Source organism: Halolamina sediminis, assembly GCF_001282785.1.
Lineage (GTDB): Archaea > Halobacteriota > Halobacteria > Halobacteriales > Haloferacaceae > Halolamina > Halolamina sediminis.
In genome coordinates this window covers 655,448-673,838 of the sequence record NZ_CVUA01000001.1, presented here as the reverse complement: position 1 = coordinate 673,838, position 18,391 = coordinate 655,448, and the positions used below count along the sequence as shown (strand labels likewise).

At 70.0% G+C, this 18,391-nt stretch carries 20 protein-coding genes; 7 read left to right on the top strand and 13 right to left on the bottom strand.

The annotated features are described in order from the left end of the window. Window position 1: 1 nt before the first annotated feature. Window positions 2–628 carry a DUF7108 family protein gene (locus BN1959_RS03450; protein ID WP_053947318.1) on the bottom strand — a complete coding sequence of 209 codons (627 nt, stop codon included), beginning with the start codon at window positions 626–628 and terminating at the stop codon, window positions 2–4. Further along, the gene (gene rnhA, locus BN1959_RS03445) at window positions 618–1,211 is read right to left on the bottom strand and encodes a ribonuclease HI (RefSeq protein WP_053947317.1); all 594 of its coding nucleotides are present in this window, start codon (window positions 1,209–1,211) and stop codon (window positions 618–620) included. The genes BN1959_RS03450 and rnhA overlap by 11 nt, the downstream gene beginning before the upstream one ends. A gap of 233 nt (window positions 1,212–1,444) precedes the next feature. Here rnhA and nreA point away from each other — a divergent pair, with 233 nt between their 5' ends. Then, entirely contained in the window at window positions 1,445–2,704 is a 1,260-nt protein-coding gene (gene nreA, locus BN1959_RS03440) for a DNA repair protein NreA (protein WP_053947316.1), read from the top strand. On the opposite strand, the gene BN1959_RS03435 is transcribed toward nreA, so the two are convergent. Beyond that, on the bottom strand, window positions 2,690–2,998 hold the full coding sequence (locus BN1959_RS03435; protein WP_053947315.1) for a DUF5789 family protein: 309 nt from the start codon (window positions 2,996–2,998) through the stop codon (window positions 2,690–2,692). The two genes, nreA and BN1959_RS03435, sit on opposite strands and share 15 nt — an antisense overlap. A gap of 121 nt (window positions 2,999–3,119) precedes the next feature. On the opposite strand from BN1959_RS03435, the gene BN1959_RS03430 reads away from it, so the two are divergent. Continuing rightward, a complete protein-coding gene (locus BN1959_RS03430; protein WP_053947314.1) occupies window positions 3,120–4,235 on the top strand; it encodes a DUF7139 domain-containing protein in 1,116 nt (371 codons plus the stop codon). A 1-nt stretch (window position 4,236) separates the two neighbouring features. On the opposite strand, the gene BN1959_RS03425 is transcribed toward BN1959_RS03430, so the two are convergent. The 5 genes from BN1959_RS03425 to BN1959_RS03405 all read right to left on the bottom strand — a co-directional run bounded on the left by BN1959_RS03425 (window position 4,237) and on the right by BN1959_RS03405 (window position 9,821). Further along, the gene (locus BN1959_RS03425) at window positions 4,237–4,701 is read right to left on the bottom strand and encodes a Mut7-C RNAse domain-containing protein (RefSeq protein WP_053947313.1); all 465 of its coding nucleotides are present in this window, start codon (window positions 4,699–4,701) and stop codon (window positions 4,237–4,239) included. After that, the gene (gene polX / locus BN1959_RS03420; protein WP_053947312.1) at window positions 4,698–6,467 is read right to left on the bottom strand and encodes a DNA polymerase/3'-5' exonuclease PolX; all 1,770 of its coding nucleotides are present in this window, start codon (window positions 6,465–6,467) and stop codon (window positions 4,698–4,700) included. The genes BN1959_RS03425 and polX overlap by 4 nt, the downstream gene beginning before the upstream one ends. 52 nt (window positions 6,468–6,519) lie before the next feature. Then, window positions 6,520–6,963: a DUF5788 family protein gene (locus BN1959_RS03415; RefSeq protein WP_053947311.1), complete on the bottom strand. Its 444-nt coding sequence runs from the start codon at window positions 6,961–6,963 to the stop codon at window positions 6,520–6,522. Window positions 6,964–7,513: 550 nt separating this feature from the next. After that, on the bottom strand, window positions 7,514–9,034 hold the full coding sequence (locus BN1959_RS03410; protein ID WP_053947310.1) for a carboxypeptidase M32: 1,521 nt from the start codon (window positions 9,032–9,034) through the stop codon (window positions 7,514–7,516). 70 nt (window positions 9,035–9,104) lie between these two features. Beyond that, window positions 9,105–9,821 (bottom strand): DUF1028 domain-containing protein, encoded by a 717-nt coding sequence (locus BN1959_RS03405; RefSeq protein ID WP_053947309.1) that lies wholly within the window; start codon window positions 9,819–9,821, stop codon window positions 9,105–9,107. Window positions 9,822–9,940: 119 nt separating this feature from the next. On the opposite strand from BN1959_RS03405, the gene BN1959_RS03400 reads away from it, so the two are divergent. Together BN1959_RS03400 and BN1959_RS03395 are read left to right on the top strand one after the other, a co-directional pair. Beyond that, window positions 9,941–10,297: a cell division protein SepF gene (locus BN1959_RS03400; protein WP_053947308.1), complete on the top strand. Its 357-nt coding sequence runs from the start codon at window positions 9,941–9,943 to the stop codon at window positions 10,295–10,297. Between the two features lie 114 nt (window positions 10,298–10,411). Then, window positions 10,412–11,842, top strand: coding sequence for a DUF402 domain-containing protein (locus tag BN1959_RS03395; RefSeq protein WP_053947307.1), 1,431 nt, complete (start codon window positions 10,412–10,414; stop codon window positions 11,840–11,842). On the opposite strand, the gene BN1959_RS03390 is transcribed toward BN1959_RS03395, so the two are convergent. The 3 genes from BN1959_RS03390 to BN1959_RS03380 all read right to left on the bottom strand — a co-directional run bounded on the left by BN1959_RS03390 (window position 11,843) and on the right by BN1959_RS03380 (window position 14,295). Further along, on the bottom strand, window positions 11,843–12,373 hold the full coding sequence (locus BN1959_RS03390; protein WP_053947306.1) for a hypothetical protein: 531 nt from the start codon (window positions 12,371–12,373) through the stop codon (window positions 11,843–11,845). Between the two features lie 59 nt (window positions 12,374–12,432). Then, window positions 12,433–12,759, bottom strand: a complete 327-nt coding sequence (locus BN1959_RS03385) for a NifU family protein (RefSeq protein ID WP_053947305.1) — start codon at window positions 12,757–12,759, stop codon at window positions 12,433–12,435. A 108-nt stretch (window positions 12,760–12,867) separates the two neighbouring features. Beyond that, complete coding sequence (locus BN1959_RS03380) at window positions 12,868–14,295, bottom strand: LVIVD repeat-containing protein (protein WP_053947304.1); 1,428 nt, start codon at window positions 14,293–14,295, stop codon at window positions 12,868–12,870. Window positions 14,296–14,385: 90 nt separating this feature from the next. On the opposite strand from BN1959_RS03380, the gene BN1959_RS03375 reads away from it, so the two are divergent. After that, window positions 14,386–15,123, top strand: a complete 738-nt coding sequence (locus BN1959_RS03375; protein WP_053947303.1) for an SDR family NAD(P)-dependent oxidoreductase — start codon at window positions 14,386–14,388, stop codon at window positions 15,121–15,123. On the opposite strand, the gene BN1959_RS03370 is transcribed toward BN1959_RS03375, so the two are convergent. Together BN1959_RS03370 and BN1959_RS03365 are read right to left on the bottom strand one after the other, a co-directional pair. Further along, window positions 15,120–15,500: a DUF5611 family protein gene (locus tag BN1959_RS03370; protein ID WP_053947302.1), complete on the bottom strand. Its 381-nt coding sequence runs from the start codon at window positions 15,498–15,500 to the stop codon at window positions 15,120–15,122. The genes BN1959_RS03375 and BN1959_RS03370 overlap by 4 nt on opposite strands. Before the next feature lie 42 nt (window positions 15,501–15,542). Next, entirely contained in the window at window positions 15,543–16,865 is a 1,323-nt protein-coding gene (locus tag BN1959_RS03365; RefSeq protein ID WP_053947301.1) for a DUF7093 family protein, read from the bottom strand. 133 nt (window positions 16,866–16,998) lie between these two features. Here BN1959_RS03365 and BN1959_RS03360 point away from each other — a divergent pair, with 133 nt between their 5' ends. Then, the gene (locus tag BN1959_RS03360) at window positions 16,999–17,298 is read left to right on the top strand and encodes a DUF6432 family protein (RefSeq protein WP_053947300.1); all 300 of its coding nucleotides are present in this window, start codon (window positions 16,999–17,001) and stop codon (window positions 17,296–17,298) included. Window positions 17,299–17,346: 48 nt separating this feature from the next. Further along, on the top strand, window positions 17,347–18,390 hold the full coding sequence (locus BN1959_RS03355) for a glycine cleavage T C-terminal barrel domain-containing protein (protein ID WP_053947299.1): 1,044 nt from the start codon (window positions 17,347–17,349) through the stop codon (window positions 18,388–18,390). The last annotated feature ends 1 nt before the right edge of the window (window position 18,391 follow it).

The window sequence follows — 18,391 nt, the reverse complement described above, 5'->3', positions numbered from 1 at the left end:
GTCACTCCTCGCTGACCGGTGCCGGCGGCTCGCTGCCGGCAGCCGTGAACAGCTTTCGAACCGACGCCTCGACCAGCGACGCGTCCGTCTCGCTGGGCCAAGCGTTTCGCGGGTAGTACTCGTCGAGGAACAGTTCGACCTCCTCGGCGGTCAGCTTCTCGACGGGCTTGGCGTAGTGGTTGCTCGCGAAGTCCGCCACCGCCCGGGCGTTGGCCTCGTGGTCCGGATACTCCTCGGCGACTTCCTCGACCAGCTCGTCGTTGTGGTCCGCGATCTCCTGCCAGTGCTCGGGGTCGCCCGGGCCGGAGAGAGAGATCTCGACTGCGCGGTCGGTCTCTTCGACGCGGTCCAGTTGGACGACGCCGTTTTCCAGCCACTCCTCGGGGTAGAGGACCAGCGTATCGTCCCCGTCGCGGAGCCGCGTCTCGTAGTCGTGCCTCTCGACCAGTTCCTCGCGTCGCCCCCGGTACACCGAGGCCTCCTCGGCCGCGGCATCGTCCTCACGGCGCTCGGCCGCACGCGCCAGTCGGGTCAGCCGTTCGGTCTCGTCGACGGCATCGGCCGGGATGTCCGGCACGCGCTCTTCCCCCTCGGTTCGGTCGACTGTCTCGGGCTCGCTATCGGTCATCGAGTGCCTCGTTCGCCAGATCGTCGGCGCGGTCGTTTATCTCCCGTGGAACGTGCTCGACGTCCCAGCGGTCGAACTCGCGGAGCAGCTCCCGGGCGGTCACGCGCAGCTCCCTGAGTTCGGGGTCGTTGGTGTCCCACTCCCCCCGGAGCTGTTTGACGACCAGCTGGGAGTCCCCCCGAACGTCGATCTCGTCGAGCGCGAGATCCCGCGCGGCCCGGAGCGCCCGCAGCAGCGCCTCGTACTCCGCCTGATTGTTCGTCCGGCGGCCGATCTCCTCGCCGCCCTCGGCGACGACGCCGTCGCTGCTGACGATCGCCCAGCCGACGGCTGCCGGCCCGGGGTTCCCCCGGCTGGCACCGTCGAAGTAGACGTGGGCGCGCCCGCCGCCGTCCTCCAGCAGAAGCGTGAGGTCCGTCGGCGACCCGCCCTGCACGACGACCTTGTCGTCGTAGGCGACGGCGACGGCGTCGCCGCGTTCGGCCCGCCAGCGCTCGTGCTCGGTGTTCCCCTCCCGGATCTCGACGCCGGCCTCGCGGAGGCGCTCGCGTGCGTCCGCGGGGTCGACAGTGACCGTCGGCATGGGTAGGCTACCTCCCGGGCGCGTAAAGACGCCTCTGTTCTGTGTCACCCCGACGCTCAAGTGTCAGAACGGGACCACCGACGGTATGCGCTGAGAACGGCCCCGGCTCGGCCGAGACGGGAGCGTGACACACCGGTCGGGAGGCGCTCGTGACACCTGTTCGTTCCTGTGGGTGGTAGCCGAGGCTGCCGCGCACAGAACTTTCAAGCCGACGTAGCGCCGAGTTCGTGGTGATGCGACTGGACGAGTATCTCGAGTACGAGGCGGACGAGGCGGCCGAACGCCGCCGCCTCGCCGAGGAGAAGAACTACGAGATACTCGACCACTTAGAGCAGTTCGAGAGCCGCTTCGAGGAACACGTCACCGACGACGCGCTCGTCGGCAGCGTCTCCCCCTCGATCTTCGTCGGTCGGTCGGACTACCCGAAAGTGTCGACGGGCATCCTCTCGCCGGTGGGTCACGAGGACGACGCCGGGCGCTTCGAGACCAGCGGCGAGTGGTACGACGAGGGCGTCGGGATCGCGGACGTGTTCGAGCGCCGGACCAGCCTGCTGAACTCGAATCGCACGGGGGTTGGCGTCGACGTCCACGACGCGTGGGACGGGTTCACCGGCGTCCAGCGCGAGATCGCGATCGCCGACCGGCCCGTCGGCGTGGAGGTCGGGCTCGACGGCCGCCCGGACGTGGACTACGACGTCTCCCGCGACGACGTGGCGACGCCCGTGGGGCCGCGAGCCACCGCCCAGTCCGCGGACCTCACCGAGAACCCGCACGTCCCCCGCCCCGTGGAGAAGACGCTGGAGGACGACGACTGGCAGGCCCAGGGCGCGATCAACTACCTCTACCGCCGCGGGTTCGACGTGTACGACATCAACACGATCCTCTCGGCGGGCGCGCTCGGGCAGGCGGAGAACCGCAAACTCGTCCCTACGCGGTGGTCGATCACGGCCGTCGACGACACCGTCGGGCAGTACCTCCGCGGGACGCTCCGTGGGACCCAGAGCGTCGACAGCGTGGAGGTCCACCACAACGAGTATCTCGGCAACAGCTTCTGGGTGATCCTCGCGCCGGGCAACTGGGAGTACGAGCTCGTCGAGATGAAGGCGCCGGGCAGCATCTGGAACCCCGACCCGGAGGCGGGCACGTATCTCGCGAGCGCCCACGAGTCGTTCGAGGGCCGGACGGGCTACGTCGACGAGACCGCCGGTGCGTACTACGCCGCCCGGCTCGGTGTGCTCGAACACCTCTCCGATATCGGGCGACAGGCGAAGGCGCTCGTCCTGCGGCACGTCTCCGACGACTACTGGGGCCCGGTCGGCGTCTGGCAAGTCCGGGAGGCTGTCCGTCACGCCTTCGAGGGGGAACACGGCACCGCGGAGACGCTGTCGGGGGCGATCAGCGAGGTCGGGAGCCACCTGCCGGTCCCTGAGGCACGTCTGCGACGAAAGTCGACGATGGCGACGGGGCTTCAGTCGAGTCTACGGGAGTTCTGACTGCTCCTCGTCGGTCTCGACGGGCCCGTGCCCGACGACGTCCTTCACGGCTTCGACGAAGGACTGTCGAGTGTCGAAGTACGTGGTGTCGGTCTCCTCCAGCACGTTCCCGAGAATCCGCGCGCCGTGGGGCGTCCGGATTCTCGCCTCGCCCTCCTTCTCGACGATACGGCTGCGCTCCTGTGGCCACGTGAGTCGTGCGGCCACCCGAGCGACGGGGGCGCCCTCGATATCGGTCCCCTCGCCGAGTTCGACGGCCGGCTCTGCTTCCTCCTCGGTCTCCTCTTCGCTCATACCCGGCACATCGCCCGTCCGGACGGTAACGCTTTCGATGGCGTCGACGGCGGGGACATCTCCGTTCGCGAACAGATGTCTGACGTACGGCTTTTAGTCCGTGGGCTCTGTTACTCTCAATATGACCAGTCTCTCGGAGGTGTACACGGCCGACGCGGAGTTCCAGACCAGCCTCCGCCGACTGTACGCTGGGCTGGGGCTGTTCGCGCTCGGCGGCCTCCTCGCGATCGCCGGGGTCGTCGTGGGGGCGACGACGCCGCTGGGCTCGCTCACCGCCTCGTGGGAGTGGGCGGGCATCCTCGCCGGGCTCGGCGTGCCAGCAGCGATCCTCGGCGTGTTCATCGTGCTCCCCTCGGGCCGGCGGACCCGTGTCGCGGCCGTGATCGGTGCCGCGCTCTCCATCCTCGGGGTCGCGCTGTTCGCCCACGCCTACCCCTGTCAGTGGGTGGGGAGCAACTGCCTCGGGGACCGATCGCTGCTCACCCTCCCCGTCGCGCTGCTGTACTCCGCCGGGATCATCACGACGCTCTGGTGTCTGTTCACCGGAATCGTCAACTTCGAGTCCCGGAACAGCCCCGGCGGCACCGCCCGAGTGGAGGTGACCACGCAGGGCGAGACGAAGGTGATCGAAGTGCCGACTTCCGAGCTCTCGAAGTTCTCCGGCAGCATGGGCGTCCTCGGCGGGACGCCCGACGTGGACTCCCCGGATCGCCCGGGCGCCGGTGGGGGAAGCGACAGTAGCGTCGCCAGCGACGGCGGCGCGTCGACGAACACGATCGACGACGTGGGCACCGGCGGCGCGTTCGTCGACGGGTCCGAAATCCCCGACGTCGGGCCGGGCACCTCCAGTAGCTCCGCCTCGACGTCGAACCGCGGGCCGAGTGACCCGTCGACGACCGATCCGCGATCCGACACCGACGACTCCGTCGGCTCCAAACCCCCGCGACGGGAGCACCGCGACGACGCCGCCGGGCGGTCGGGAAGTAGCAGGAGCGAGTCAGCGGGCGAGGTGAACGGGGCCGGAACCGAGGGCTCCCCCCGACGCGAGGACGACTGGACGCCGACCGGCTCGACCCCCGAGAACGCCGCGAGCGGGCCCGACCGGGACAGCTACTGCGGCTCCTGTAAGCAGTTCGAGTACGTCCAGACCGATAAGGGAATGCAGCCCTACTGCGGCTTCCACGACGAGGTCATGGACGACATGGACGCCTGCGACGAGTACAGCCCGCGGAAGTAGCTCACAGCGCGGCGAGCGTCTCGACGACGTCGTCCCAGTGCGATCCTCTCCAGAACCACTGTCCACAGTCCCGACAGCGGTACGGCTCCACGTCGTTGGGGACGTGCTCGGGCGGCTCGTGGGCGGCCGCGGGCACGAGCTCCCCGTTGCAGGCGCTGCAGCGCCGTGGCCGGTCGGGGAGCGAGAGCTCGACCCCGGCGGCCCGGAGCTCCCGGAGTTGTGCCTCGATACCGCGTTCGGTGAGCAGTACGGCATCGTCCGCCGAGGCCGCGAGTGTCTCGTCCCGGGTGAGCAGCGTTCGGCCCTCCGCCTCGGCGAGAGTCCGGATCGTATCGTCACCCTCGATCCCTCGGTCCAGCGCGTACGCGGCGTCGTAGCCGCACATCCGGAGGTACGTCGCGAGCTTGCCGAGCATCGCGTCGAGCAGGAACCGGTGTTCCCGGGACTCGCTCCCAGCGCCGGTCACTGGTCGAGGAACGACCGCACACCGTCGGCGCCGCGTGCGGTGAGCACGTCGTCGGTCTCCGCCCAGCCCCGGCGTGCGGTGTGGACGCCGAAGCGCACCTCCGAGAACGCGCCGGGCCGGTGGGCGTCGGTATCGATCGCGATCGTGGCGCCGGCCTCGACCGCCACCCGGACCGCGGAGTCGGGGAGGTCGAGCCGACTGGGGTTAGCGTTGAGCTCCAGCGCCGTCCCAGCGTCGGCCGCGGCTTCGGCCAACTCCTCGAAGTCGGGGGAGAGCCCCGGGCGCTCGTTGATCAGTCGCCCCGTCGGGTGGCCGAGGATGTCCGTCTCGGGGTGTTCGATCGCGGCGACCAGCCGCTCGGTCGCCTCGGCCCGGTCCTGCCCCAGCGCGGCGTGAGGAGAAGCGACGACGATGTCGAGGTCCGCGAGCAGTTCGTCCGGGGTCGAGAGCTCGCCGTCGGGATCGACGTTCGTCTCGATGCCGTGGAACAGTTCGAGGTCCTGGCCCGCGTCGTCGAGGGCGTCGCGGGCCGCCTCGACGGCCGCCATCTGCTCGCGGATTTCCTCGGGCGAGAGGCCGGTGTTGCCGAACACGCCCGGCCCCTCCGCGTGGTCGGTGATCGCGAGGTAGTCGTGACCGACCGCCGCCGCGCCGACGGCCATCTCCTCGACGGTCGCGTCGGCGTCGGACCACTCGGTGTGGGCGTGGAGGTCGCCGCGGATCTCGTCCTCCTCGATCAGGTCCGGCAGGTCGCCATCGCGGGCGGCCTCGATCTCACCCGTGTTCTCCCGGAGCTCCGGCGGGATCAGGGGGAGGTCGAGCGCCTCGTACATCGCCGCCTCCGTCTCGCCGGCGACGCGCTCGCCGACGCGCTGGCCCGAATCGGGGTTCTCGACCGTCGAAACGTCGAAGCAGCCGTACTCGTTGAGCTTCAGGTCGCGGTCGATCGCGACGTTGCGCAGGTGGATGTTGTGGTCGCGGCTGCCGGTGAAGTACTGCAGCGCGGCGCCGAACTCCGAGGGGTCGACGACCCGCAGGTCGACGCGAACGCCGTCGCCGGTCCGGAGGCTGGCCTTCGTGGTGCCGGACTCGATGGTCTCGGCGGAGTCCTCCCAGTCGAGAAAGGCGTCGACGACCGCCTCGCCGTCGGTGCTGGCCGCGAGCACGTCCACGTCGCCGATCGTCTCCTTCCAGCGTCGGTTCGACCCCGCGAGTTCGGCCGCCTCGACGGCGTCGATGCCCGCGAGGAAGTCGCGGGCGGCCTCCCCCAGCGGGCGCCCGGTGCCGAGCAGCGTGCGCTGGTGGGCCTGCCGGGCGAAGTCGATCCCCCCGAGGATGTTCTGCTCCGTCTTGGGCCCGAACCCCGGAACCTCCTGAATCTCGCCGTTCCGGGCGGCAGCTTCGAGCTCGTCGAGGTCAGTGACGCCGAGTTCCTCGTACAGGGTGCCGACCGTCTTGGGGCCGACGCCCTCGACGCTCGTGAGCGCGGCCATCTCCACGGGGAGCGCCTCGCGGAGTTCTTCGAGCTCCTCGATCTCGCCGGTGTCGACGTATTCGACCAGCTTCGCGGCGATGGCGTCGCCGACGCGGTTGATCTCCGCGACGGCGTTCTCGCCCTCTTCGGCGAGCTCCTCGACCGGCTCGGGGTACTCTCGGACGTTTTCCGCGGCGCGCCGGTAGGCCGTGGGTTTGTACTCCACGTCCCGGGCGTCCAACAGGTCGGCCATCTCTTCGAGTAGGGTTGCGAGTTCGTCGTTCGTGGGCATGAGGTGGGTTCCAGGGTGATTTGGTCGTGTCTCGGTCGGGGCGGGGCGGTCGTCAGAGCGACCCGCGTCGTTGACTGCCGTCGTCGTCGTGGCCCAGCGCCTGCTGGAGGAAGTTCATCCAGCGCTTCTGGTCGGCGGCCTCCTGCCGGGCGGCCTCGCTCTCGAGGTCGACGGGGTCGAGCTGTTCGAGGGCGTTCAGCGCGCGGTCGATCCCGATGATGCTGGCGGCGAGGCGTTCACCCTCCGCGAAGCTGATCTCGCCCTCCTCGATCCGTTCGAGGCGCTCGTTACGCTCCCGGCGGAGGTTCCGCTTGGCGTCGTCGACGCGCTCGCGCTCCTCGGCGGGGACGGTGTCGCGGCGCTTGATCTCGAAGACGAACTGCCGGAGCTCGAGGGGCTCGCCCTGCACCTCGATCTCCTCGGGGATGTCGGCGCCGATGGTGGCGGCTTCGCGGCCGACCCGTTCGAGCAGTTGTTTGCGCTCGTACTCCTTCACGGCGCGTGGTTGGGTGGGGCGACTCTTTGCTTCTTCGCCCGTTGGGTGGTCGTTTCTGTCGGTGTTGGACGAGACGTCTACTGTGACAGCGACGGGACCTCCGTTCTCGGGTGCCAGGACTGCAACGGCGACAGCAACAGCGTCTCGAAGCATGACCACTTGTACCGCCACCGCCCAGCACCGCGATGGTCTTCCCCTCTCCTCGCGGGTCACTCCGTTCCCCGCTCGGTTTCCCGCGGCCTCCTGTCGGTCGGCCGCGCCATCCTCCCCACGGGTTCGCCGACCGGGGGCGAGCGCTCGCGTCCACTGCAACCGCACCGCGGTCGCTGTCGGCGCGAAGCGCGAGTCCCTCCGGGGACGAGCCAGCGCGAGGGACGACTGAGTGAACACAGTGAACGAAGGAGTCGGTTGGGGAGGCCTGAGGGCTGTGCGGGGCGGTGCGGTCGCAAGTGGCCAACGATAGAGATGCTGTTGCCGTCGCTATTCGATCGATCACGCTCACCGACACACCCAAAGAAACGCCTGAAAACCGAAAGGAAGACTCGAACTCCTACAGCCCGTACAGGTCCGTAAACTTCTCCTCCACGTAGTCGAGGAAGTAATCCGCCGTCAGCGGCTCGCCGGTCACCTCCTCGATCAGGTCGTCGGACTTGTAGGCGCGGCCGTGACTGTGGACGTTCTCGTTCATCCACTCTCGCATCGGCTCGAAGTTCCCGTTGCGGATCTTCCCGTCCACGTCGGAGAGATCGTCACGCATCGCCGCGTCCAACTGTGCCGCCAGCACGCTGCCGATCGTGTACCCTTGGAACCCCGCGAACCGCGAGGACCAGTGGATGTCCTGCAGGCAGCCCTCGCCGACGCCGTCGGGCGTGACGCCGAGGTACTCCTCCATCTTCTCGTTCCAGAGCTCGGGGATCTCCTCCACGTCGATCTCTCCCGCGACGAACGCGCTGTCGATCTCACATCGGAGGATGATGTGGAGGTGGTAGGTAAGTTCGTCCGCCTCCACCCGGATCAGGTTGTTCGGGTAGATGCGGTTGACCGCCTCGTACGCCTCCTGTGCGGTGAGGTCGTCGACTCCGTCGAGGTGCTCCTTCACCTCGGGGAGGAAAAAGTCCCAGAACGGCTTCGTGCGGCCGACGTGGTTCTCCCAGAAGCGGCTCTGTGACTCGTGGACGCCCGAGGAGAGCGACTGCCCCAGCGGCGTGCCGTAGTGCTCCTCCGGCAGCCCGAGCATGTAGCTCGCGTGGCCGTACTCGTGGATCGTCGCCGTCAGCGCGTCCATCGGATTTCCGGGCTTGTATCGCGTCGTCACGCGGGCGTCAAACTGGTTGCCGGAGGTGAACGGGTGGGCGGAGATGTCCAGCCGCCCGTGGTCGCGGTCGTAGCCGATCGCGTCGAGTGCGGCCTCCGAGAGCGCACGCTGGTTCTCCTCGGCGTACTCTCCGCCCTCGTACGGCGAGGCGAGCTCGTCGCCGTGCTGCTCGATCTCCTCGATCAGCGGCACCAGCTCCGTCTTCAGTCGGTCGAAGATCTCCTGGATCCGCTCCCGGGAGATGTACGGGAGGCCGTCCTCGTACAGCACCTCGTAGGGCGCCTGATCCGGGCTGATGTGCTCGGCGCGGTCGATCGAAAGGTCGCGCAGCGTCTCCAGCCGCGGCGCGAACAGCTCGAAGTCGTTCTCGGCCTTCGCTTCCTGCCAGATCTGTTGGTTCTCGCTCTGGACCTCGGAGAGCTCCTCGACCAGGTCGCCGGGCACGTCGGCGGTCCGATCGTAACTCCGCCGGATCTCGCGGACGTTGGCCTGCTGGCGGTCGTCGAGCTCGTTTGCGGCGTCCTCGGCGCCGACGAGCGCGGCCTCGAACTCGTCGTCGGTCATCAGGTCGTGGGTGACCGCAGACAGCGCCGAGAGCTGTTTCGACCGGGCGGGCGCGCCGCCCTCGGGCATGGTGACCTGCTGGTCCCAGCCCAGCACGCCGCCGGCGTCGTTGAGGTAGGAGATACGTCGGTTCTGCTCGATGAGGTCGCGGTACGCGTCAGGTGCGTCCTCGGAGGGTTCCTCGATAGACACAGGCTGGCATAGCCCCGAGCGCCTATCAAACCCCGGGAGCCGGCAGTCGACGAACCGAGCGTTCGACCCGCTACTCCCCGTCCTCGTCGGCCGCGTCGAGATCGTCGGCCGCCATCGCTTCCTCGTAGCGCGCCATGGCCTGCTCGAACCCGTCGCTGGCCAGTCGGTACGTCTCCCGCAGCTCTTGGATCGGCGTCTCCGTCGCGTCGACGCGCAGGTCGTTGTAGTACGGCTCGTCGCCGTCCTCGGTGCTGCGTACCTTCAGCGCGGCGCTCTGGACGTGGAGCTCCTCGCGCTTGTCGCCGCCCTCGGCGTAGCCCGCCCCGAGCGCGTCGATCAGGCGCTGGGCCAGCGGCGCGTCCCGCTCCGACTCCGCGTACGTCTCGGCGACGCGCTCGATCACGGCCTCGCCGGTGAGGAGATTGCCCGCGACGGTGTAGTTCTCGCCCTCGCGGTGGCCGTACCAGCCGTGACACTCCTCGCCGGAGAACGTGAACGCCCCCTCGGCGTCGACACCGTGGAGCTGGCGGTTCTCGGCGCCGTCGTCGGCGTTCAGTAGCGACTGGAGCGCATCCTCGACGGCGAGCCCGTCGTCGATGTACTCGATTCCGCGCTCCCCGAGTTCGACGTTCACCAGGCTCTGTGTCGCGACCGCGCCGTTCTCGGAGACGAACGGACAGAGCGTCCCCACCGCGGGCAGCCGCGTGGTGACGGCGACGCCGAACCGCCGCTGTTCGTTCCCGTCCTCGTCCTCGTACTCCTCGCGCACGCAGATGCTGAAGGTCACGGGCGTCGCTGTGTCCGGAGCGGGGAAAAGTCGTCCTCTCCCGGCGAAACGGGCGGTCCGCCGCCGGCTCGCGAGCGGACGGCGCAAGAACTAATGCCGCAGCCCCGGAGCGTTCTGGCATGGGAATCATGAGTAAGATCCTCGGCGGCGGCGGCGATCGCAGCACCGAGGACTACGCCACGCTCGACCTCGAGGAGGACTTCGAGAGCCCCGGCGCCGCCGGGACGATGAGCGTCCACTTCGCCGAGATCGGTGGCCAGCAGGACGTGATCGAGATCAAGGACGCCGTCTACGACGGCGACCTCGTGATCGCGGACATCACCCGTCACTCGACGACAGACACCGCCAGCGACCGTATCGTCGAGGAGCTCCGACAGGTCGCTAACGAGGTCGACGGCGACATCGTGAAGAAGGGCGACGATCAGATCGTCGTCACCCCTACCGGCGTCGGGATCGCCCGCGAGAAGCTGAACTAACGCGCTCCCCTTTCTCTCTCGATTCGCTGCAGAACCACGGCGAGCGGCGGCAGGGTCGACACTGCGCCGCCGGAGACCGTCACCTACCTGTTCCCCCCGATCGAACCTCCGTCCATGACCGAGGATGCGGCCGGCAGCGCGTCGAGCGTCCGGGTCCGGGGGATCTACGCCACCGCCCTCACCCGAGTACTACTCGACGCCGGCCACCGTGTCGTACAGGCTTCGCCGCCGATCGAGCGGCGTTTCGACGCCGAGCTCCCCGCCGCGGACCACGACGCCGCGATCGAGACCGGGCCGGACCGACAGGGCGTCAACGTCGCCGGCGAGCCCGACGCCGTCGCGTCGGTTCGGGAACTGCTCGTCGACAGGGGGATCGACACGCTGGCGTGGGACGACCCCGCCCCCGTCGGCGCGGTGTTCGACGGCCGCGTGACCGAGACGCTCGGCAGCGGCGCGGTCGTCGAACTAGGCGGGGGGGACGGGTTTCTCCCGTACCGCAACGTCGATGGCGATATCGACGACGGCGACGTAGTCCGGGGACAGGTCGTCGGGGCCGCGGCGCCGTGGGGCGACGACCGCCCGGTGCTCGACACCGGCCTGCGGGTCGAGGCCGGCCTCGCGACGCTCGTCCGCGGGCGTTCGGGCGTCCGCGTCGCCGGCCGCGACGACGCTGCCGGCCGCGAACTCGCCGGCTTGACTGACCTGCTCGACACCGAGCCCGCGGACGGCTGGGGACTGGAGTGGGCACGCGACGCCCGCGACGCCGAGATGGGGACACTGGGCGACGCGCTGGAGCGGGCGAACGAACGCGCCGCTGAACTGGATCGGGCCGTCGACGACGCCGGCGACCCCGAGCCGGTCCGTGAAGTCGCGACACCCACAGCAGGGGCGTGGGTCTGGTTCGGCCGCGAGTCCCGCTTCGCCCTCGACGATCGCAGGCGCGAGGTGACGGCGACGATGCCGGGCCACCACCGGACCAAGGCCGGCACCGAGGCTGCCAGCGCGGGCGTCGACTTCGCGGAGGCACTGTGCGGCGACGATCTCGGCGGGGAGTTCCCGTTCGCCGTCGTCGCCGACCAGTTCGGGCCGACCGAGGGGGATCGCGTCCGAATCGACCACGGGAAGCCCGCGGGGCGGCGGATCGTGCTCGGCGAGGGCGAGGTTGTCGAGCGCGACGGCGACCAGCTCACGGTCGAGCGGGAGATGAGCGGCGGCGGGACGTACGACGCACTCGGCACCCGCCGGGCGTCCGGCGACACTGCGCAGACGAAGTTCCGCGAGGGGCGCTGGTGGTACCCGACCACCTACCGGAGCGCCGACGGCGAGCACAAGGGGACGTACGTCAACGTCTGTACGCCCGTCGAGCTGTTCCCGGACTCGGTGTGCTACGTCGACCTCCACGTCGACGTGATCAAACAGCCCGACGGCACGGTCGAGCGCGTCGACGACGACGAGCTCGACGCGGCGGTCGACGCCGGGGAGGTGTCCGAGGAACTGGCAGAGAAGGCACGCAGCGTCGCCGCGGGCATCGAGCGTGCGATCTGATTACGGCGACGTGTCCGTACAGGCGGTCGACTGGTGGACGACTCCCCCGGCGTCGACGGACAGCTCGAGCGCCGCTTCTTCGCTTTGCCCGCAGCTCCCGGAGCCGATGCTCAGCATCGGTGGCTCGGCGTCGGGATCGGCGACCGCGGTGACGACGGTGCTGCCGTACGGCATCGGCTGGAACTCCATCCCGGTGGCCGAGCCGGCCGTCGAGCCGAACTGCCGGCGCTGAGCGTCCCCCAGCGGGGTGAACGTCACCGCCTGCTCCCACGCCTTCGCCGGCACGTCGTCGACCGTCTCGGCGTCGGGGAACGCCGCCGTCTCGTCGTCGGCGTATGTGAGTTCGACGCCGCCGAACCCCTCGGCCACCACGGCGGCGGTGAACACGAGCCTCCGGTCGCCGTCGTTGCGGAAGTTCACCGTCACGCGCTGCGGGCCGGGTGTCTCCGTGCCGTCGGTCGGTGCGGCACAGCCTGCGACCGGAACCGCGACCGCGAGCCCCGTAGCTGGGAGGAACTGTCGTCGGTTCATACTGGCCGGTCTCACGGGGCCAGTATCAATTCACCGCGAGGGGAGCCGCTGGCGGGCGCTCAGAAGTGGTTGGGGTGTTCGGTGCCGTGCTGGAGCTCACCACCCCGGCCGCCCTCGACGGTCGCGTCGCCCTGCTCGCCGGTGGAGGGGACCAGCACGTGGACCTCGTCGACCTCGTCGAACGCCACGATCATGTCGCGTTTGATGTTCTGTGCGGTGAGGTCGCTGATCCCGCAGCCGGCACAGGACCCCCCGAGCTCGACAGTGACGGTGCCCGTCTCCGGGTCGGCCTCCCGGACGACGCTCCGCCCGCCGTGCATCTGGATGATGGGCATCTGCCCGGTCATCCAGTCCTCGACGCGCTGTTTCAGGCTCTCCTCGCTCATCGTTCCCCTTTCGGGACGGGGACACTGGTAGCTTGCGGTTTTCCTGCACGCCGACGGGCGCGAAAAAACTGTGTCACGGTCGTTCCTGCTGCTCAGTCCGGACCTCTCTCAGGTCTGATCTCGGCCGCGCAGCCACGCGAGCGAGCCCAGCCCGAGGCCCGCAAGCGCTGCCAGCGGCCCGAACCCCGGCGCGTCGACGCGGGGGGTGGCATCGGTCGAGGTTGGCGTCTCGACACTCGTCGGCGTCGCGGTCGGGGTCACGAGGTCGTCGTACCCCCAGAGCGTCCGTCCGTCGGCGTCGGGGAAGACGTACAGCGCGGCGGGCGAGTCGAGCGTCGCCCGCGAGGTGGCGACGAACGTCGATCCGGGGACGGCGACCTGCGCGGTCCAGAACTCCGCGTGGGGGCGGTCGGCCCACCACGTCAGCTCCCGCGGCGCCGACGGGTCGGAGACGTCGTGGCGTTTCACGCCGCCGCGGTACCACGAGCTGTAGAGGATGCCGTTCCGGAACTCGAAGTTGTGGGCGGTCGTCCACGTCCCCTCCTGCGTCGGGTCAGGGGTGGGCGGGGGGTCGATCGTCGAGCGGTGGATCAGCTCCGAGGGGTCGGACACGTCGTACAGGTCGATCCCGCCCGGCCCGCCTTCCGGACGCTCCTCGGTCGCCCACGCCTCGCGGCCGACCGCGAGCAGGTCGCCGGCCTCGTCGACCGCGGCGTAGTGTGCGTTTCCGGGCAGCCCGTCGTAGACGTCCGCCCCGGACTCGTACTCGTCGGCGACCGTCCTCGGTCCGCGACCGATGTGGGCGATCACCGTCGGCGCGCTCGGGTCGGTCACGTCCAGCAGCCACGTCCCGGCGTCCCAGTGGGCGAGGTACGCCACGCCGTCCTGGACGAACACGTCGTGGAGCGTGCGCGGCAGCGGCGGAACGGCGGTCCAGCGCTCGTCGTGCTCGGTGAGCGACCAGCCGCCGAGACGGCTCGGCTCACCGGCGGCGTCGACGATCGCGAGCCCGCGATCGGCGCCGTCGTTGGCAGTCAGGTACGCCCGCTCGCCGTCGAGGTCGGCGTTGTGGATCGGGTAGTCGGTCTCGAAGAACGCCCGTCGTTCGGGCGATTCGGGGTCGGAGACGTCGACGAACAGCGCGCCCGAGAGCTCGCTCATCCCGGGGTTGGCGGGGCCGACGACCAGTAGCGTCTCCCCGGAGAGTTTCACGTCGTAGATTCCGGCGAGCGGCCCCCCCTCGCGGTCGGCCAGCGGGTCGCGGCGCTCGGCGAGCACGCGCGGCTCGTCGGGGTCGGAGACGTCGACGACCGCGTACCCCGTCGTCGCGGCGACGTAGGCGGTCGTCCCATCGTCGGAGACGACCGCCTCGGTGGCGCCCTCGATCGGGAGCCGGGCGAGCGGGCCATACCCCGTGTCGGTCCGCGTCGGCGGCGTTCCGTCGGGGTCGCCAGCCGGCGGCGTCGGGTGGCCGGCGACACGTCCGGAGAGGAGGGCGGCGCCGCCGAGCAGCGACAGCGCCTCGCGCCTGCGCATGGCTCCTGGGAGGCGACGTGTGCCCATAAGCGGCGGGGTCGGCCGAGGGGCGGGCGAAACCCGCTTGGGGGTCGCGACGAACGGTGCGCTATGGAGAACGCTGATCTCGACGGGCGGGTCGCGCTGGTGACCGGGAGCGCCGCGGGGCTGGGTCGCGGGCTGGCGCTCGCGCTGGCCGACGCCGGGGCGGACGTGGCGGTCCACTACTACAGCAGCGACGACGAGGCGGCGACGACGGCGGCCGACGCGCGGGCGTTCGGCGCCGACGCGACGACCGTCCAGGGCGACGTGACCGATCCCGAGAGCGTCGACGCGCTGTTCGAGGAGGTGGAGGCCGAACTGGGGCCGGTCGACGTGCTCGTGAACAACGTCGGCGACTTCGCCCCGGACCACTGGGAAGCGATCGACCTCGACACGTGGAACCGCGTGATCGAGACGAACCTGAACGGAACGATGCTTTGTTCACGCCGCGCGCTGCCCGCGATGCGCGAGCAGGCGTGGGGCCGGATCGTCAACGTCGGCTACGCCAGCAGCGAGAAGGCGCTGGTCGGGCCGACGAACTTCCCGTACTTCGTCGCGAAGACGGGCGTACTGATGTTCACTCGGATGCTCGCGGCGGACACGCAAGAGGACAGGATTACGGTCAACGCGGTGTCGCCGTACGTGATCGAGACCAGCGACGAGTTCCCCGAGGAGGCGCCGCGCGGGCGCTGGGCGACCGTCGAGGACGTGGCGAACGCGGCGCTGTTTTTCTGTCGGTCCGATAGCGACTACGTCTCGGGTGAGAACGTCGAGATCGACGGGGGCTGGCTGCCCGAAGAGATCTAGTAGTCCGGCGCGTCGTCCTCGACTTCGCGCTTCAGCGAGTCGCGGCGGGACTTGGCGTCACGCGCGGTGGCTTCGAGCAGGAACTCGTTTTTCGTGTCGACGGCGTCGCCGGCGGCTTCGAGCTCGTCGGGGCCGAGCTCGGTGGGGTCGCGCTCCTCGAACTCCACGCCGAGCCAGTCCTTCTTGCCCGAGTACTTCACCGCCCCGGCGACGATGCGCTCGAACACGGGGTTGTCCGGATTCTCGACGACGTAGAGGTCGCTCCCCTTGTACTCCTCGGTGTCGGTGATCTCGCCGAAGTACTCCTCGACGGTCGCCTCCATATCCGGGATGCGCTCCTCGAGCGTCTCGCCGCGGCGCATCTTGTACTCCTTCATACCCGGGCGTTTGCGAGCGGTCGGTTTACGAGTTGTGGGTCGCTACTCCGCCTTCTGCTGTTCCGATATGTACCCAGCGTGACACTCTGGGCAGATGTCGCCGGCCCGCATCGAGGAGGTACCCACGTCGCGGGTCAGCCCGCACTCGGGGCAGAAATACTCCAGTTCGGCGTCGCGGCTCGACCGTTCGAGATCGACGTTCGCGGTCGGCGCCGTCGACTGCTCGCTGGACTCGCCTTCGTCGGTCCGGTGGCCATTCGCGCGGTCGGTCTCGGCGTCGCTCGACTGCTCCTCGGCCGGGGCGAAGTCGCCGAAGTCCACGTCCGCGGGCTCACCCTCGGGCGCCGTCGCGTCGTGGCCCTCGTCCTCGCCGGGACCCTCGGGCCACGGCATGTGCCCTTCGTCGGTCTCCTCGCGCTCGGTCGAGGCGTCGGCGGCCTCGGACTGACTCACGCCGGACTCGGGCGCGGGATCCGAGGTGCCCGTGGCGGGCTCGGGATCGGCGTCCACGATCTCGGCGTCCTCGGACTCGACGGCCGACGGCGTCGAGGACTGCTGCGATTCGTCCTCGGGAGTCGACGGCTCCGACGAGGGCTCGGCGGACGACGGTTCCGGGAACGAATCGCTCGCGTCGATGATCTCGGCGTCGTCCTCCTCCGACTCCTCGGGCGCCGAGGCGTCGCCGACGTTCCGTTCGTCACCGGGGACCTCCTCGGGGCTGGCCTCTTCCTCCCACTGGTGGCGGCCCTCCTCGGGCGGGGACGCGTCGTCGTCGAGAATCACACCGTCGTCCTCCGCCGGGTCGGGGGCGTCGGACTCCTCGGCCGCCGCCGAGCGCTGGCCGGGGTGGACCGGCTCGTCGTCCTCACTCTCGGCCGGCTCCGACTCGTCGGAAGCCGCATCAGCCGCCGGTTCGGGCTCGGCCGCCGGCTCCCCGGGCGCCTGTTCCAGCATGTCGTCGTCCTTCTCGGCCTGTTCGATGATGTCGGCGACGCCGCGCTCGATCGGGTCCTCGTCGGGTTCGACGGTGGCCGTCTCCTCGGCGGGCTGTTCCGGCTCCGTCCCGGCTGTCGCCGGTTCGGGCTGCCCGGCCGCGGGGTCGTCGTCGCCCCACTCCTCCTCGGCGTCGGTTCCGATCCCGACTTTCGGGGCCGACTCCTCTCGGGACTGCTCGCCGGCAGCCGAGTCGCGGAGCTGATCGATCGACGTGATCTCCTTGTTCTCGCTGACTACCTGCTTCTCACCGCAGCGCTCGCAGGTCTTGACCTCCCGGACGGTAACGACCACCTCGTTACCCTCCTCGTTGCGTTCACGCTCGGTCTCCGGCTCGCCGAAGTCGTGTCCGAGCAGACACCTGAGTCCCATTACCCGAGTTAGACGGGCGGAAGGCTAAAAATACCCCGCCACCTGCCGTGGTGGCCGTGCGAGTCCCCACAGCACGCCGGTCGGGCCGCCAGTCGCCGGTAGAGGTAAGCCGTTCGCACTCCCACGGTCGGGTATGGCCGTCAGTCCGGAGCATCGCGACAGGGACGAAGTGGAGTTCGAGGTGCTCGCGGCGCTGGCCGACCGCGCCGAGGAGGGGATGAGCGTACTCGAACTGCGCGCGGCGGTCGACGCCGACATCGACCGGCTCGAGCCCGCGCTCGGTGACCTCAAGGATGCGGGGCTGATCGAGGTGGAAAGCAACGGCGACGGGGTGGTGCTCTACCCCGCGGAGGGAGTCGTCGCCGACCCCGAGGATCTCGACGAGGAGGAACCGAGCGTGCTGGAGATCATCCGGGACCGGTTCGGGTTCTGAGCCGCGGAACCGGCGGAGTTTTTCCCGCGGGCGCCGAACCGTCGGGCAATGACGCTAGTCGGCGGGAGCCACGCCGATCACGGCGCGACGTTCGGCGAGCGCGGCGGCCGCGAAGTGGTCGAAGAGTACGGGCGCCCCGACCGGACGGTCCGGGCAGTCCGCAACGGCGTCGGCGCCATCGAGATGGGGTACGGCGTCGTCGTCGTGACGGGGAGCGATCGTCACACCGTCGTCGGCGAGGCCGTCACCAACGAGCTGCCCGGCACGGACGGCGGGGGCTGCTACGCGCTAGTACTCGACGGCAGAACGATCGAGGCCGAACTGTTCGTCTACGACGCCGGCGAGCGCCTGTTGCTGTTCACGCCGCCGGGGCGTGCCGAGCCGCTGGCCCGCCGGCTGGCCGCCGCCGACCGCGATGTGACCGCCCGCGAGGCGACGACCGAGTTCGGCGTGTTCGGCGTCCACGGCCCGATGGCGACCGAGAAGATCGCGTCGGTGCTGCACAACGCCGGCGCGCCGACGGGGGCGTACTCGTTCGTCCGTGGGTCGATGGGCGACGCCGGCGTCTCCGTCGTCGCCGGGGACGCGCCGGGCGGCGAGGAGAGCTACGAGGTGATCTGTGCCGCCGACGACGCCGGGGAGGTGTGGATGACGCTGCTCTCGCGGGGCAACGGCGCCGCCCCCTTCGGCTACCGGACGTACGAGACGCTCACCCTCGAAGCCGGGACGCCGCTGTTCGACCCCGACATCCGCGGCGAGTCCCCGGAATCGACCGGGCTGGCTCGCGTCGCCGGCGTCGGGGAGACCACGGAGGAGCCGAGCCACCGGCTCGTCGGCCTCCGGATCGACGCCGCGGACGACGACCGGATCCCCGGAAGCGGGGCCGCCGTGCTCGGTTCGGACGCCCCGATCGGCCGCGTGACGCGGGCAGGGTGGAGCCCGTCGCTGTCGGAACCGATCGCGTTCGCGCGGATCGATCGGGACGCGTCGGTTCGTGCCGTCCGGACCGATCGCGGGGAGGTCAGAGCGACGCGGTCGTCGCTCCCGTTCGTCGAGGGTGGCGAGCAGTCCGGGCGGCTCCCGTCGTACTGAG

Coding starts and splice junctions, on each gene's coding strand:
- BN1959_RS03450 (WP_053947318.1), bottom strand. CDS start 628: ATGACCGATAGCGAGCCCGAGACAGTCGACCGAACCGAGGGGGAAGAG.
- rnhA (WP_053947317.1), bottom strand. CDS start 1,211: ATGCCGACGGTCACTGTCGACCCCGCGGACGCACGCGAGCGCCTCCGC.
- nreA (WP_053947316.1), top strand. CDS start 1,445: ATGCGACTGGACGAGTATCTCGAGTACGAGGCGGACGAGGCGGCCGAA.
- BN1959_RS03435 (WP_053947315.1), bottom strand. CDS start 2,998: ATGAGCGAAGAGGAGACCGAGGAGGAAGCAGAGCCGGCCGTCGAACTC.
- BN1959_RS03430 (WP_053947314.1), top strand. CDS start 3,120: ATGACCAGTCTCTCGGAGGTGTACACGGCCGACGCGGAGTTCCAGACC.
- polX (WP_053947312.1), bottom strand. CDS start 6,467: ATGCCCACGAACGACGAACTCGCAACCCTACTCGAAGAGATGGCCGAC.
- BN1959_RS03400 (WP_053947308.1), top strand. CDS start 9,941: ATGGGAATCATGAGTAAGATCCTCGGCGGCGGCGGCGATCGCAGCACC.
- BN1959_RS03395 (WP_053947307.1), top strand. CDS start 10,412: ATGACCGAGGATGCGGCCGGCAGCGCGTCGAGCGTCCGGGTCCGGGGG.
- BN1959_RS03390 (WP_053947306.1), bottom strand. CDS start 12,373: ATGAACCGACGACAGTTCCTCCCAGCTACGGGGCTCGCGGTCGCGGTT.
- BN1959_RS03385 (WP_053947305.1), bottom strand. CDS start 12,759: ATGAGCGAGGAGAGCCTGAAACAGCGCGTCGAGGACTGGATGACCGGG.
- BN1959_RS03380 (WP_053947304.1), bottom strand. CDS start 14,295: ATGCGCAGGCGCGAGGCGCTGTCGCTGCTCGGCGGCGCCGCCCTCCTC.
- BN1959_RS03375 (WP_053947303.1), top strand. CDS start 14,386: ATGGAGAACGCTGATCTCGACGGGCGGGTCGCGCTGGTGACCGGGAGC.
- BN1959_RS03370 (WP_053947302.1), bottom strand. CDS start 15,500: ATGAAGGAGTACAAGATGCGCCGCGGCGAGACGCTCGAGGAGCGCATC.
- BN1959_RS03365 (WP_053947301.1), bottom strand. CDS start 16,865: ATGGGACTCAGGTGTCTGCTCGGACACGACTTCGGCGAGCCGGAGACC.
- BN1959_RS03360 (WP_053947300.1), top strand. CDS start 16,999: ATGGCCGTCAGTCCGGAGCATCGCGACAGGGACGAAGTGGAGTTCGAG.
- BN1959_RS03355 (WP_053947299.1), top strand. CDS start 17,347: ATGACGCTAGTCGGCGGGAGCCACGCCGATCACGGCGCGACGTTCGGC.